This window comes from Sphingomonas sp., assembly GCF_026460985.1.
Lineage (GTDB): Bacteria > Pseudomonadota > Alphaproteobacteria > Sphingomonadales > Sphingomonadaceae > Sphingomonas.
The window spans coordinates 1-14,216 of sequence record NZ_JAPKNM010000028.1 but is presented as its reverse complement, the minus strand read 5'-3'; the positions used below and the strand labels follow the sequence as shown (position 1 = coordinate 14,216).

Annotated in this window: 13 protein-coding genes; 5 read left to right on the top strand and 8 right to left on the bottom strand. The window is 68.3% G+C overall.

The window, feature by feature from the left end; genetic code table 11:
- Positions 1-862: 862 nt before the first annotated feature.
- The 3 genes from MT490_RS05950 to MT490_RS05940 form a co-directional block, all read right to left on the bottom strand.
- On the bottom strand, positions 863-1,027 hold the full coding sequence (locus MT490_RS05950) for a Flp family type IVb pilin (RefSeq protein ID WP_297385144.1): 165 nt from the start codon (positions 1,025-1,027) through the stop codon (positions 863-865).
- Between the two features lie 68 nt (positions 1,028-1,095).
- On the bottom strand, positions 1,096-1,788 hold the full coding sequence (locus MT490_RS05945) for a hypothetical protein (RefSeq protein ID WP_297385142.1): 693 nt from the start codon (positions 1,786-1,788) through the stop codon (positions 1,096-1,098).
- A 149-nt stretch (positions 1,789-1,937) separates the two neighbouring features.
- Complete coding sequence (locus MT490_RS05940) at positions 1,938-2,474, bottom strand: hypothetical protein (RefSeq protein WP_297385140.1); 537 nt, start codon at positions 2,472-2,474, stop codon at positions 1,938-1,940.
- Positions 2,475-2,609: 135 nt separating this feature from the next.
- Between MT490_RS05940 and MT490_RS05935 the strand changes: the two genes are divergently transcribed.
- Together MT490_RS05935 and MT490_RS05930 are read left to right on the top strand one after the other, a co-directional pair.
- Positions 2,610-5,120 (top strand): DegT/DnrJ/EryC1/StrS family aminotransferase, encoded by a 2,511-nt coding sequence (locus MT490_RS05935; protein WP_297385138.1) that lies wholly within the window; start codon positions 2,610-2,612, stop codon positions 5,118-5,120.
- The gene (locus MT490_RS05930; RefSeq protein WP_297385137.1) at positions 5,117-6,160 is read left to right on the top strand and encodes a glycosyltransferase; all 1,044 of its coding nucleotides are present in this window, start codon (positions 5,117-5,119) and stop codon (positions 6,158-6,160) included. Before MT490_RS05935 ends, MT490_RS05930 begins: the two co-directional genes overlap by 4 nt.
- On the opposite strand, the gene MT490_RS05925 is transcribed toward MT490_RS05930, so the two are convergent.
- Positions 6,157-6,531, bottom strand: a complete 375-nt coding sequence (locus MT490_RS05925) for an ammonium transporter (RefSeq protein ID WP_297385136.1) — start codon at positions 6,529-6,531, stop codon at positions 6,157-6,159. The two genes, MT490_RS05930 and MT490_RS05925, sit on opposite strands and share 4 nt — an antisense overlap.
- Positions 6,528-6,824, bottom strand: coding sequence for an autorepressor SdpR family transcription factor (locus MT490_RS05920; protein WP_297385135.1), 297 nt, complete (start codon positions 6,822-6,824; stop codon positions 6,528-6,530). Before MT490_RS05920 ends, MT490_RS05925 begins: the two co-directional genes overlap by 4 nt.
- Before the next feature lie 356 nt (positions 6,825-7,180).
- On the opposite strand from MT490_RS05920, the gene modA reads away from it, so the two are divergent.
- From modA to MT490_RS05905, 3 genes are all read left to right on the top strand, one after another.
- The gene (gene modA, locus MT490_RS05915) at positions 7,181-7,936 is read left to right on the top strand and encodes a molybdate ABC transporter substrate-binding protein (RefSeq protein ID WP_297385134.1); all 756 of its coding nucleotides are present in this window, start codon (positions 7,181-7,183) and stop codon (positions 7,934-7,936) included.
- Between the two features lie 163 nt (positions 7,937-8,099).
- Positions 8,100-8,789, top strand: a complete 690-nt coding sequence (gene modB, locus MT490_RS05910; protein WP_297385133.1) for a molybdate ABC transporter permease subunit — start codon at positions 8,100-8,102, stop codon at positions 8,787-8,789.
- Entirely contained in the window at positions 8,779-9,405 is a 627-nt protein-coding gene (locus tag MT490_RS05905; RefSeq protein ID WP_297385132.1) for an ATP-binding cassette domain-containing protein, read from the top strand. The genes modB and MT490_RS05905 overlap by 11 nt, the downstream gene beginning before the upstream one ends.
- Before the next feature lie 144 nt (positions 9,406-9,549).
- On the opposite strand, the gene MT490_RS05900 is transcribed toward MT490_RS05905, so the two are convergent.
- The 3 genes from MT490_RS05900 to rpoC form a co-directional block, all read right to left on the bottom strand.
- The gene (locus tag MT490_RS05900; RefSeq protein WP_297385131.1) at positions 9,550-10,413 is read right to left on the bottom strand and encodes a 2-dehydropantoate 2-reductase; all 864 of its coding nucleotides are present in this window, start codon (positions 10,411-10,413) and stop codon (positions 9,550-9,552) included.
- On the bottom strand, positions 10,413-10,919 hold the full coding sequence (locus MT490_RS05895) for a DUF1993 domain-containing protein (RefSeq protein WP_297385129.1): 507 nt from the start codon (positions 10,917-10,919) through the stop codon (positions 10,413-10,415). Before MT490_RS05895 ends, MT490_RS05900 begins: the two co-directional genes overlap by 1 nt.
- A 120-nt stretch (positions 10,920-11,039) precedes the next feature.
- Positions 11,040-14,216, bottom strand: a 3,177-nt coding sequence (rpoC, locus tag MT490_RS05890) for a DNA-directed RNA polymerase subunit beta' (RefSeq protein WP_297385127.1), incomplete at its 5' end; no start/stop codon positions are given.

Sequence of the window (14,216 nt, the reverse complement as noted above, 5' to 3'; positions counted from 1 at the left end):
GCAGCAATGCATAGGCGCTTCCTGTTGGAGAAGATTGACCTATCAACGTCGTATATCCTTGAATCGACAATAATATCATCATTGCGTGATCGTGGAATATATTCAGACGATGGCAAGCGCATTTCGGCATCATGCAAAGCAAAAATTTGCGAGATCACCATCGTAAACGCCTGGAATCCATCCATGGACTATAGTTCTTCGGAGGTCATTGTCGCTAGGTCGATAGATCATGTTGCTAGGAATTACAATCTACGGCAGATGACGATAATAAGATCTGAGATAATAAAAGAAAGAGGTCGCAGCTTTCTCGTATACCTCGAGAAAATCTAACTTCGAACTCAAGCAAGGGGATTTGTGATGAGGAAGTTGATTGCATCGTCTGTGGTTGTGACCGCCCTCTTTTCCAGCGCCGCTACGTCCCAGCCGCTGATCAACTGCACGCCGTGCTACACCACGGGAACCGGTGAATCTTATTGCGGGACGCCGGGAAGCTACTCGCATGGCGGGCCCAATCTCTATGCAGCGTGCACGACCGTTCGCGATTCGGAGGGGAAGCGGTATTGTGCCACCTATCAAGGCCAGTGCGGCAGTGGGGCGATGCTCAAGAGCGAAAACGAGGGCAATACCCAGGTTGCGAAATGCATGGTTCAATCCGTCGCCGTTGGATAGGCGCGACGATCGATCCCCATCCATGTGATTGATTACGCGACTGGCCTATGCACCGGCGTGCCGGCGCATAGGCCATAGCCAAACATTTTTCGGTTCTTCGCTGCGCCCGCGTCGTGATCCCCGTGGCTTCGTCTATTGTGACTATTGTAACGTCGCGGCCTACAACGACCCGGGCATGATATCTCCCGCGCCCTCAGCGCCCCGCCATCGCGTTGGTCGCGGTCGTGAAGATGTCGGCCAGGTTCAGGCCGAGCGACTGGAACGCCATGATGCAGGCGACGCTGATCAATGCAGCGATCAGCCCGTATTCGATCGCCGTGGCGGCGGTCTCGTCCCGGATGAGATTGCGATTGTGCATGTCTTGTCCTTCTCTGGTGCGGGCGTGATCGGCGAGCGGGTATTGCCAAAGCGTCAAGGGAGCGGCGCTTATTCGTCGGCGATATAGCCCTGGACGATATCGGCGCCGTCCTTGGCCGTGAAACGGCCTCGCTTGATAACTTCCCAGACGACCTCCTGGATGGCTTCGACGCGCTGGCCGTCGCCCTTATAGTCCTTGTCGGCCATGAACGCGTACAGGTCTGAAAGTCCGGAATGCTGCGTGACGGGCCCGAGTACGTATCGCGCGCCGGGGACCGAGGGATCCTTGCCCTGGTTGAGGCAATAGAGATGCAGCGGGACGTGGACGATGTCGGTCGGCTTCCCGTCCTTGTCCAGCAGCCTGCCGCCGCCAGTCACGGTCGGCGGTATGACGACGACCTGGCGTTCGACCAGCAGCCCGTTCTGGAAGCCCTCCGATGTGGTGACGATGACGAGGCCGGGCGGGAATATGATTGTGACGGGCGCCCCGGTCCGGTTCCTGACGGGCATGCACGCCCGCACCCATAGCCCGCTGCCGGCTCTCGCGGTCTGCGGCTTGGGGCAGTTTCCATCGTCATCGGCGCCGAGCAGCGGACCCGCGAGCTCCACGCCCGCCGGCAGCGCGAACGGCGTCCCCTGCGGGCGACGCGGGTCCTTGCCGAAGCCTGGCTGGGCCGCCGCTTGGGCAAATGCCGTGTGGCTCGCGAAAGCGGCGACCCCCGCTGACATCGTCGCAAGCACCAGCATCCACCGAATAATCATCGAAACTCCCCCGCTTTTCCGATTGGTCCACGCTCAGCCTGGGGCGACGGCCGGGGGTGACCATCGAAAGGCGACAGGCGAGGACCCGGGCGCGACGAACGTGACTGTGTTGCTGATCGCTTGATCGGCTCTGGGAGATGCGGCGGCGGTTACGCCATCGCCGCGCGGATCTCGGCCATCCGCGCATCGATCGGATCCAGTCGCTGCTGGTCCTCCGGCGTGAACAGCGGCAGCACGTCCATCCCCGGCTCCCAATAGGGATCGGTGATGTCGCCGCGCTTCGTAACGAGCGCGATATACTCGCGGACCAGCGCCTCGTGGCCGTCGGAGGCCATGATGTTGCGCTGGAAGGTGCTGGGATCATAGGCCGCGTTCGGATCGGGCAGGAACAGGATGCGCGCGGGCTCGCCGGCCTGCGGCGTGACGTCGAGCAGCGCGCCCTCGGGGCTGCGCCATACCGCATGATGCTCGGCCTCGAACCAGCGGCCCGGCCAGCGCCAGATCGCCCAGCCATAGACCGCCTCGCCGCCGTTCGCCTCGGCATGGGCGACTGAATTGTCGAAGCAATAAGCCGGCTTCGCGGCTGCGGTGGGCCGGACCGGCACATAGAGCGGCGTCTCCGCCGAGATCGTCGCGCAGAAGGCGCGTGTCGCCGAATCGATCTGTTCTGGTGGGCCGAGGATCATGGCTCCGCGCTAGCCTGTGCGTGCGGACCCGTCCACGCGTTCGGTCCCGAGGGCTTTACGAAATCGAAGGTTCGGCGCGGCTAGGCTCCCCGGACAAGTGCCGGCGCGTCCGGCGGACTGGAGCTGGAGAGACTTATGGATCGGCTGCCGCTGATCGCGCCGCGCCCACCGAAGCTGAGCGAGATGAGCGACGCGCTCGCGGAGATCGAGGCGCGCGGGATCTATTCGAACGGCGGCCCGGTGGTGCGCGGCTTCGAGGCCGCGGCGACCGCGCAGCTCTTCGGCGGGGCGGGGGACTGCCTTGCGGTCGGCAATGCGACCCTCGGGCTGATGCTGGCGATCCGCCACGCCGCGGGGCCGCGCGCGGGCAAGGGCAATTTCGCGCTGATCCCGGGCTTCACCTTCGCGGCGACCGCGCACGCGGCCGAATGGGCGGGGCTGACGCCGTTGCTCTGCGACGTGGACCCCGAGGACTGGGCGGCGAGCGCCGCGGCCGAGGCGCGGGCGTTCGAGCGATATGGCGAGCGGATCGCGGCAGTGGTGCCCTATGCGACCTTCGGCGCGGGGATCGATCTGGCGCGCTACCGGGGCTATGCCGCGCGGGGCGTGGGGGTGGTGATCGACGCCGCCGCCTCGTTGGGGGCGCTGGATGCCGAGGGGCGCCAGTTCGGGGCGGGCGCACCCTTCGCGATCGTCTATTCGATGCACGCGACCAAGGTGTTCGCGACCGCCGAGGGCGGGCTGATCCATTCGGGCGACGGGGAACTGATCGCGGCGCTCCGGCGGATGAGCAATTTCGGCTTTGCCGGCGGGCGTTCGGCCGAGGGGCCGGGGTTCAACGCCAAGCTTCCCGAGGTGCTCGGGCTCGCGGCACGGGCCAAGCTCGACGAGATCGAGATGGTGGCGGCGCACCGGATGAAGCTCGACGCGGTCTATCGCGCGGCCTTGGGCGGGTTCGCGGCGGAGAAGGGGTTCGAGTTCCAGGAACTGCGCGGCTCGCGGCCGGCGCTGCAATTCCAGTCGCTGCTGCTGCCGCGCGCCTTTGCCGGGCACCGCCGCGCGATCATCGAGACGCTCGCCGGGCAGGGGATCGGCGCAGGCAGCTATTTCAGCCCGCATCTGGGCGAGCAGCCCTGGTTCCGCGCGCACGGGGCGAGCGAGCCGCTGCCGGTGTGCGACGATGTCGGCGCGCGGGTGCTTTCGCTGCCGGTCACCGACGGGATGACCGAGGCCGATGTCGAGCGCGTCTGCGCGGTACTGATCGACGCGTGCGCGGCGTCGGGCCTCAAGGGATTGCCGAGCACCGAGCGGCGCGGCGGGCACGTCCATTCGGCGCTGATCGTCGGCGGCGGGCCGGCGGGGACGGCTTTGCTGACCGCGGCGAGCAAGAGCGACGCGCTGGTGCGGCTGGCGACAAGCGGGCTGGCGGTGGTCGAGCGCGACGCGGTGCTCGGGCGCGGCGAGATCGGTTCCTATGCGATCACTTCGGACAGCACCGCGGAGACCTTCCTGACCGCGGTGAAGGGCAATGCCCATGACGGCATCGCCGCGCTGGAGGCGCATAGCTCGGGGCAGGAAGTCGCGATGCATGTCGGCAAACTGGGCGTGCCGCTGGCGCGCACCACGCCGTTCCTCGAGGCGACCGGCGCCGAGCTCGCGGCGATCGTCGCGGGGCAAGGCGGCACGGTGGTGACGCGCAGCGACGTGATCGAGGCGCGGCGGACCGCCGAGGGCGTCTGGGCGGCGCGGGTGCGCAACCTCGTCACCGGCGAAGTGCGCGTGATGCGCGCGGAGAAACTGGTGATCGCCACCGGCGGCTATCAGGCGCGGGCGAATGTCGAGGCGCAGCAGGTCGCCGGGGTCGCGCTGGGGACGCTGGCGGGCGAGCGGCTGATGGCGGGGGACGAGTTCCTGCGTATCGGCGGGCTTGATGTCCTGCGCGAGCGTATCGCCGGTACGCCCGCCCCCCGGATCGCGATCGTCGGCGGATCGACCAGCGCGCTCGCGGCGGCGGCGTTGATCCTCAAGGCGGCGCCGGCATTGCCGCTGGGGGCAGGGGCGCTCGCGCTCTATCACCGCCGGCCGCTGCGGCCCTTCTACCGCTCGGCCGAGGAAGCGCGCGCCGACGGCTTCACCGATTTCGGGGCGCAGGACATCTGCCCGGTGAGCGGCTTCGTCTATCGCCTGGCGGGCTTCCGGCTCGAGGCGCGCGAGCTGGTGCTCCGCATGCTCGGCGTCGGCGGGCGCGCGCCCGACCCGCGCATGGCGCTGCGCCGGATCGGTGCGATCGAGGACGCGGCGATCCGCGCCGAGATCGAGGCGGCCGACGTGGTGATCGGCGCGCTCGGCTATCGTCCGCGCGCGCTGCCCTTGTTCGACGTGCACGGCGATCGCATCGCGCTCGCCGCCGACGCGCCGGGCCGGCCGCGGCTGGTCGACCAGCAATGCCGGGTGATCGACGCCGAGGGACGGCCGGTGCCCGGTGTGTTCGGGATCGGCCTCGCCTCGGGGCACGTGCCCGACGGGCGGCTGGGCGGCGAGGCGAGCTTCAGCGGCAAGGCCAATGGCCTGTGGCTGTGGCAGAACGATATCGGCCAGATGATCGTCGACCAATTGCTCGACGACCAGGCCCAGGCGGTCGCATGAGCGGCGTGCCGACCGTATCGGTGATCATGGCCGTATACAACGGTGCGGCGCTGCTGCCCGAGACGCTGGCGAGCCTCCAGGCCCAGACCTTCGGCGACTGGGAGCTGGTCGCGGTCGACGACTGCTCGAAGGACGACAGCGCCGCCCTGCTCGGGGGCTGGGGCGATCCGCGCATCCGGGTGATCCGCTCGGAGAGCAATGGCGGGCCGGTGGCGGCGCGCAACCGCGCCTTCGCCGAGGCGCGGGGGCGCCATGTCGCGGGGCTCGACCAGGACGATATCAGCCTGCCCGAGCGCTTCGCGAAGCAGGTGGCCTATCTGGACGCCAATCCCGACGTATCGCTGGTCAGCTGCGCGACCGACTATCTGGTCGACGGCAAGCGCCTGCCCGGCACCTGGCCGCGGCCGCTCGCCCCGGCGCTGATCGACTGGCTGATGCTCGTGCAGAACCCGATCGCCTGGTCCTCGGTGATGTTCCGCGCCGATGCCGCGCGCCGGCTCGATCCGTTCGAGCGGCCGGCGATGCGCTATGTCGAGGATTTCGACCTGTACCAGCGGCTGCGCCCCTTCGGGCGGCTGGCGCAGATCGACGAAGTGCTGATGCTCTATCGCTGCCATGCCGGCGGCGCCTCGCAGATGTTCAACGCGACGATGCGCGCGCATGCCGAACTGCTGCTGCGCGAGCGGCATGCGGCGTTGCTGGGCGACGCGGCGCCCGACATCGCCGGCCTGCTGGTCCGCCATGTGATGGCGCGCGAGCCGGTGTCCGACGTCGAGACGCTCAACGCGCTGTTCGCCGGCATCGGCAGGCTGCGCGCGGCGTTCGGGGCAGGGCGTCCGTGCGAGGACCTCGCTGCGGTCGACCGTGAGATCGCCCAGCTCTGGTGGCGGATCTGTCGCGCGAGCGTGCGTTCGGGCTCGCTGCTGCTCCATCGCACGCTCGGCAGCCAGCCCTTGCCCTTGGGACAGGCGGCGGACCTCGTCGCCAGCCAGATGATCGGCGGGATGCGTGCCGTGAAGCGCGGGCTGACGGGGCGTTAGGCGGTCTTCGCCTTCGCCCGCAGCGAGAGGCAATAGCCGATCGTGACCGCTATTCCCGCGAGGATCGCGCCGCATCCGACGATCACCGCCGTCTGGATCGGCGCGAACGCCCAGACCCCGGCATAGACCAGTCCGCTCAGCACCAGCGACCAGCCGCCGACGCGCTGGACCTTGCGCGCCGAGATGCTGGGCACGAACGCCTTGGGCATGCGATTGCCGAACCAGGCGACCATCAGCCCGTTGGCGCCGATCACGACGCGGGTGACCGTGTCGCCGTCGACATAGCCCAATTGGCGTGCGAAGGTCATGCCGAGCGCGAGGACGATTATGCCGCCGCCCCAGGCAAGACTCCCGATCAGGTCCTTGTTCATCGTGCGATCTCCTCCTTGGGCGCCGGCGCCTCCGCGCCGAGGCCGAACGAATGGGCGAAGCCGAGCAAGGCTTCTTCGAGTACCGAGAGCTTGAGGTGATAGATCACCGACTTGCCGGCCTTCTCGGCGTGGACGAGGTCGGCTTCCTTGAGCACCGCGAAATGCGCCGACATGGTCGGCTTCGAGACGTCGAACTGGTCGGCGAGATCGCCTGCGCTCATCGGGCCCTTGCGCAGGAGTTGCAGCACCCGGCGACGGGTGGGATCCGAAAGGGCTTTGAACACCTGGCTCATAATTCGACAATTAGCTAATTATCTAATTGAGTCAAGGGGGGATGCATTCGGTGAAGCGGCGGCTGTCACGAACCCGATCGTCACCTCGGCCGGATTGTCGGGGTCCACTATGCCGCATCGGACGAGCTAGAGCGGATCGACATGCAAATTTCCCCTCCCTTCAAGGGAGGGGTTAGGGGTGGGTTGGCACCGGCGGGGGCTCGATGCCCCGGCCGGTGCCTTTTGCGGCACGTTTAATGAGTCTTTTAGGCGCGCAGACGCGCGCACCCACCCCCAACCCCTCCCTGCGAGCAGGGAGGGGCGTGTTTGCGTGTCGCGTCCTTGCTCTTGATGCCGCAGGTGCGTCATAGCGAGGCATGATGATCGATCGGCGCACCTTCCTCATCGGTTTCGGAGCAACGCTGGCGGCACCGCGTGCCTTCGCGGCGCAGCGCGGGCCGCTGGTGCTGGCGGCGGCGAGCCTGCAGGAATCGCTGAGCGCCGCGGCGGATGCCTGGGCGCGGCTTGGCCATGCGCGGCCGGTATTGTCGTTCGCGGCGTCCTCGGCGCTGGCGCGGCAGGTTGCCGCCGGGGCGGCCGCGGATCTCTTCATCTCCGCCGACGAGCCGTGGATGGACGACGTCCAGCGCCGCGGGCTGATCGTGCCGGGAAGCCGCGCGGACCTGGTCGGCAACCGGCTGGTGGTGGTGCAGCCCGCCACCGCGCAGGCGCCGGGGAAGGTCCCGCTGTCGCGATTGCTGGCGAGCGGCCGGGTGGCGCTGGCGGACCCCGCCTCTGTACCCGCCGGGCGCTATGCCCAGGCCTCGCTGACGCGGCTGAGGCTTTGGGACGCCATCTCGTCGCGCGTCGTGCGCGCCGAGAATGTCCGCGCGGCGCTGGCGCTGGTCGAGCGCGGCGCCGCCGAATGGGGCGTGGTCTATGCCACCGATGCGCGCGCCTCAGGCCGCGTGCGCGCGGTGCGGATGCTGCCGGCCGAGAGCCATCCGCCGATCCGCTACCCGCTCGCGCGGCTCAAGGCCTCGACCAGTCCCGATGCCGAGGGATTCCGCCGCTTCCTGCTCTCGGGCGCGGGCAAGGCGATCTTCGCGCGGTTCGGGTTCACGGCGCCGTGAGAGCGGATAGCTGGGGTCATTTTAATCCTCCCCCGGAGGGGGAGGGGAACCAAGCGCAGCTTGGTGGAGGGGTAGTCTCCCCAAACGGCGTCGCTCGTGGAGAATACCCCTCCACCGCTTCGCGGTCCCCCTCCCCCTCCGGGGGAGGATTTGTTGGGTTCCCATGCTAACGCCCGAGGAATGGGGGATCGTCGCGCTGTCGCTCAAGGTGGGCGGCGCGGCGGTGCTGGCGAGCCTGCCGCCGGCGTTCGCGCTGGCCTGGCTGCTCGCCCGGAAGCGTTTTCCCGGCAAGGTGCTGCTCGACGCGCTGGTGCATCTACCCTTGGTGGTGCCGCCGGTGGTGACCGGCTGGCTGCTGCTGCTCGCCTTTGCGCCGGCGGGACCGATCGGCGGCTGGCTCGAGAGCTGGTTCGGCGTCAGCGTGCTCTTCCGCTGGACCGGGGCGGCGGTGGCGGCGGGTGTGATGGCGCTGCCGCTGATGGTCCGCGCGATAAGGCTGTCGATCGAAGGCGTCGACCGGCGGCTCGAGCACGCCGCGCGGACCTTGGGGGCAGGCCGCTGGCGGACTTTCCGCACCGTCACCCTGCCGCTCAGCCTGCCCGGCGTGATCGCGGGCGTGGTGCTCGGCTTCGCGCGCGCGCTGGGCGAGTTCGGCGCGACGATCAGCTTCGTCTCGAACGTGCCCGGCGAGACCCAGACCTTGCCGCTGGCGATCTACGCCGCGCTGCAGACTCCCGGCGGGGAGGCGCTGGTGCTGCGGCTGGCGGGGGTGTCGGTGCTGCTCTCGCTGGCGGCGCTGATCCTCTCCGAAGTCATCGCGCGGCGCGCGGGGCGGGGGCTGCATGTCCTTTGACGTCCACGTCGCGAAGCGGCTGGGCGACGCCGCGATCACGTGCCGGATCGAGGGCGGCGACAGGCTGACCGTGCTGTTCGGCCCCTCGGGCGCGGGCAAGACCAGCGTGCTCAACATGGTCGCTGGATTGCTGACGCCCGATTCGGGCCATGTGCGCGTCGGCGGCGAGACCCTGTTCGAGGCGAGCGACGATCGCTGGATCCCGGATCTCGACCTGCCGCCCGAGCGCCGCCGCGCCGGCTATGTCTTCCAGGAACCGCGCTTGTTCCCGCACAAGCGCGTGCGGGCGAACCTGCTCTACGGCTGGCGGGCGGGCGAAGGGGCGGTGGACGTCGACGAGACGATCGCGTTGCTCGGGCTCGCGGCGCTGCTCGACCGCTGGCCGCGCACGCTTTCCGGGGGAGAGGCGCGCCGCGTCGCGATCGGCCGCGCATTGCTTTCGAACCCGCGCTTCCTGCTACTCGACGAGCCGCTCTCGTCGCTCGACCGCGCGCGGCGCGAGGAGATCATGGGCCTGATCGAGCGGCTCCGCGACGCGCTGGGGCTGCCGATCCTGATGGTGACGCATGACCGTGCGGAGGCGGAGCGGCTCGGGAGCCGGATCGTGGAGATTTGAACGGGTCCCCCTCCCTGCAAGGGAGGGGTTAGGGGTGGGTGCGGGAGGCGGGGCTCGATGCCCCGCTTTCCGCTTCACTCCAGCGGATGGATGGGCTCGCTGCGCTCGCACCCACCCCCGGCCCCTCCCTTGCAGGGAGGGGAGTTAGACGGTGCTAGCCCCCAGCAGCGCCGCCAGCGCCTGGTTCAGCGGCGTCGCGATGCCGTGCTTCCTGCCCAGCCGCACGATCACGCCGTTGCGCGCGTCGAGCTCCATCGGGCGGCCGGCGACGAAATCGGCGTGGAGCGAATTGACCGAGTCCGGATGCGCTTTCCGCGTCCATTCGACGACCTGGTCGGCGAGCCCGTCCGGCAGCGTCGCGCCCTCGGCGCGGCCCACCGCGATGCATTCGCGGACCAGCCCGCGCATCACCTCCGCCACGCCTTCGTCGTGCGCGACCTCGGCGGCGCGTCGCGTGATCGCGCTCACGATCCCCGCGCAGTTGATCGCGAGCTTGCGCCAGGCCGCGGTGACGAAATCGGGGGTGGTCCGCGCGTCGATCACCGTATCGGCGAACAAGGCGACGAAGGCCTCGCCGATCTCGCCCTCCGGCACATGGATCGTGCCGTCGCGGCGCTGAACGATGCGGCCCGGCGCGGTGCGCTCGGCGGGCAGGTCGATGATCACCGGCACGGTCCGCGCGGGCGGCACCATCGGGAAGCGGTCGCGCTGCTCGACGCCGTTCTGGATCACCGCGAGCCGCGTGTCGGGGGCCATCAGCCCGGGCAGCCAGGCCGCGGCCGAGGCGCAGTCATAGGCCTTGGTGGTCGCCAGGACCCAGTCGACCGGCTCGGCGGCGGCGGGATCGGTGAGGATGCGCGGGGAGGCGCGGATCGGCCCTTCCGGCGTCTCGATCTCGAGGTCCGCGAGCGGGCTGCGCGCGCAGACCGTCACGTCGTGCGTCCGCGCGAGCCAGGCGGCGAGCGTCCCGCCGATCGCCCCCGCGCCGATGACCGCGATGCGCGCCATCAGATCCCGCCCAGATAGTCCATCTTGCCGATCGGTACGCCCTTGTGGCGCAGGATGCCGTAGGCGGTGGTGACGTGGAAATAGAAGTTCGGCAGCGCGAAGCCGAGCAGATAGCCGCGGCCCTTGAAGTGGAAGCTGCGCGACGGAGTCTTCAGCTCGACATCGGCCTCCTCGCGGCCGTCGACCGCTTCGCGCGCGATCGATTCGAGGAACGCCACCGTCGCGGCGATGCGGGCCTGGAGGTCGTCGAAACTCGCCTCGGTGTCGGGCATGGCGGGGGCCTCGATCCCGGCGAGGCGCGCGGCGGCGAACTTGGCGGCGTCGCTGGCGCGCTGGATCTGCGACGTCAGCGGCGCCATGTCCTCGTATAGCCGCGCGGTCAGCAGCTCCTCGTGCGCGATGCCGTGCGCGTCGGCATGCGCGCGTGCCTTTTCGAGGAAGGCGGCCATCGCCTTGAAGCCGCGGAGGAAGACGGGGACCGTCAGGTCGTAGAGTTCGGTAGCCATGCGCGCGTGGATAGGGCGCCGGCGGCGATCTGGCTATCCGCCGCAACGAAAAAGCCGCCGCCCGGGGCTTCCGGACGGCGGCTTTTCTTGTTCAGCGCATGAGCGACCGAACGAAAGCGATCATTCGCTCTCGTTCAGATACTCGCCGGCATCCGCGTCGGTGCCGTGGCCCGAGGTGACCACGCTCGCCAGCGCGTCGTCGCCGGTGCCGGCGGCGTCGCGGGTCGAGCGGGCGTTCTCCGCCGCGCGGAGCTCCTCGGCCGAGTCCGGCGCGATCAGCGAGGCTTCGTTCATGCGGCGCTGGGCCACCCGAAGCGCCGCGTCACGCGACGAGGCAGCGACACGCAGGCGGTTCATGCCCGCACCGGTACCGGCGGGGATGAGACGGCCGACGATCACGTTCTCCTTGAGGCCGAGCAGGGTGTCCTGCTTGCCCTGGACCGCCGCCTCGGTGAGGACGCGGGTGGTCTCCTGGAACGACGCCGCCGAGATGAAGCTGCGGGTCTGCAGCGACGCCTTGGTGATGCCGAGCAGGATCGGCTTGCCCTGCGCCGGGGTCTGGCCCTTTTCGAGCTTGGCGTTCTGCTCGTCCATCTCGTCGCGATCGAGCTGCTCGCCCACCAGCAGGGTGGTGTCGCCGGACTCGATGATCTCGACCTTCTGCAGCATCTGGCGAACGATCACCTCGATGTGCTTGTCGTTGATCTTCACGCCCTGGAGTCGATAGACTTCCTGGATCTCCGACACGAGATATTCCGCGAGCGGCTCGATGCCGAGCACCTCGAGAATGTCGTGCGGATCGGGCGAGCCGCCGATCAGGTTGTCGCCGCGCTTGACGTAGTCGCCTTCCTGGACGTCGATCACCTTCGACTTCGGCACCAGATACTCCACGACCTCGCCGCCGTCCTCGGGCATGATCCCGATCTTGCGCTTGGCCTTATAGTCCTTGCCGAACACGACGCGGCCCGAGACCTTCGCGATGATCGCGTTTTCCTTGGGCTTGCGCGCTTCGAACAGCTCGGCGACGCGCGGCAGACCGCCGGTGATGTCGCGGGTCTTGGCAGACTCGCGGCTGACACGGGCCAGAACGTCACCGCCCTGAACCTGCGCACCGTCTTCGACCGAGAGCACCGCGCCCGCCGCCAGCATGTAGCGGCCGGCCTCCTCGGCGCTTTCGCCGGTGAGGGTCAGGCGCGGACGCAGATCCTCCTTCTTGGCGGAGACGCCGCGGTTCTCGGTGATGACGCGCTGGGCGATGCCCGTCGCTTCGTCGACCTGCTCGGTCATCGTCTTGCCGTCGATCACGTCGACATACTTCACGATGCCCGGGTTCTCGGTGATCACCGGCATGGTGAACGGATCCCACTCCGCCATGCGGTCGCCCGCGGAGACGATGTGGCCGTCGTCGAACAGCACATAGGCGCCGTACGGGATGCGGTGCACCGCGAGCTCGCGGCCGTCCATGTCGACGATCGCGATCTCGCCCGAGCGGCTGAGCACCACGCGGCGACCACGCTGGTCGACGATGATGCGCAGATCGCGGAACTGGATCGTGCCGTCGGTCGGCGCCTCGAGGTTCGACTGCTCGTTGAGCTGCGCCGCGCCGCCGATGTGGAAGGTACGCATCGTCAGCTGCGTGCCCGGCTCGCCGATCGACTGCGCCGCGATCACGCCGACCGCCTCGCCGATGTTGACCGGCGTACCGCGGGCGAGGTCACGCCCGTAGCACTTGCCGCACACGCCGATGCGCGCCTCGCAGACCAGCGGGCTGCGGATCTTGACGCCCTGCACGCCGATGGCCTCGATCTGCGAGATCATCGCCTCGTCGAGCAGGGTGCCCGTCGGGATCAGCACTTCGTTGGTCTTGCTGTCGACGATGTCCTCCGCGGTCGTGCGACCGAGGATGCGCTCGCCGAGCGACGCGATGGTCGAGCCACCCTGGACGATCGCCTTCATCTCGAGCGCGCGCTCGGTGCCGCAATCCTCCTCCATGACGACGCAGTCCTGCGACACGTCGACCAGGCGGCGGGTGAGGTAACCCGAGTTGGCGGTCTTCAACGCGGTGTCGGCGAGACCCTTGCGGGCGCCGTGGGTCGAATTGAAGTACTCGAGGACGGTCAGGCCTTCCTTGAAGTTCGAGATGATCGGCGTCTCGATGATCTCGCCCGACGGCTTGGCCATCAGGCCGCGCATGCCGGCGAGCTGCTTGATCTGCGCCTGCGAACCGCGGGCACCCGAGTGGGCCATCATGTAGATCGAGTTGATGTCCTTCTCGCGGCCCGTCTTCGGATCGCGCTTCACCGCCTTGATCTCGTCCATCATGGCACCGGCCACCTGATCGCCGCAGCGGCTCCAGGCGTCGATCACCTTGTTGTACTTCTCCTGCTGCGTGATCAGGCCGTCCTGATACTGCTGCTCGTAATCCTTCACGAGCGCGCGGGTCTCGTCGACCAGGCCTTCCTTAGCGTCCGGGATGATCATGTCGTCCTTGCCGAACGAGATGCCGGCGCGGAATGCGTGGCGGAAGCCCAATGCCATGATCGCGTCGGCGAACAGCACGGTCTCCTTCTGGCCGGTGTGGCGATAGACCTCGTCGATCACGTCGCCCACGTCCTTCTTGGTGAGGAGGCGGTTGACGGTCTCGAACGGCACCTTGTGCGATTGCGGGAGCGTCTCGCCGAGCAGCATGCGGCCCGGGGTCGTCTCGTAGCGCTTCATGCTGACGACGCCATTCTCGTCGGTCTGCGGCACGCGGCTGGTGATCTTGGTGTGCAGCGTAACCGCACCCGCGTTCAGCGCCTGATGGACCTCCTGCATGTCCGACAGGATCATGCCTTCGCCGGGCTCGCCTTCCTTCATCATCGAGAGATAGTAGAGGCCGAGGACCATGTCCTGCGACGGCACGATGATCGGCTTGCCGTTCGCGGGGCTGAGGATGTTGTTGGTCGACATCATCAGGACGCGCGCTTCCAGCTGGGCCTCGAGGCTCAGCGGAACGTGCACGGCCATCTGGTCACCGTCGAAGTCGGCGTTGAACGCCGAGCAGACGAGCGGGTGAAGCTGGATCGCCTTGCCTTCGATCAGCACCGGCTCGAACGCCTGGATGCCCAGACGGTGAAGCGTCGGCGCGCGGTTGAGGAGAACCGGGTGCTCGCGAATGACTTCGTCGAGGATGTCCCAGACTTCCTTGCGCTCCTTCTCGACCCACTTCTTGGCCTGCTTGAGGGTCATCGAGAGACCCTTGGCGTCGAGGCGGGCGTAGATGAACGGCTTGAACAGCTCGAGCGCCATCTTCTT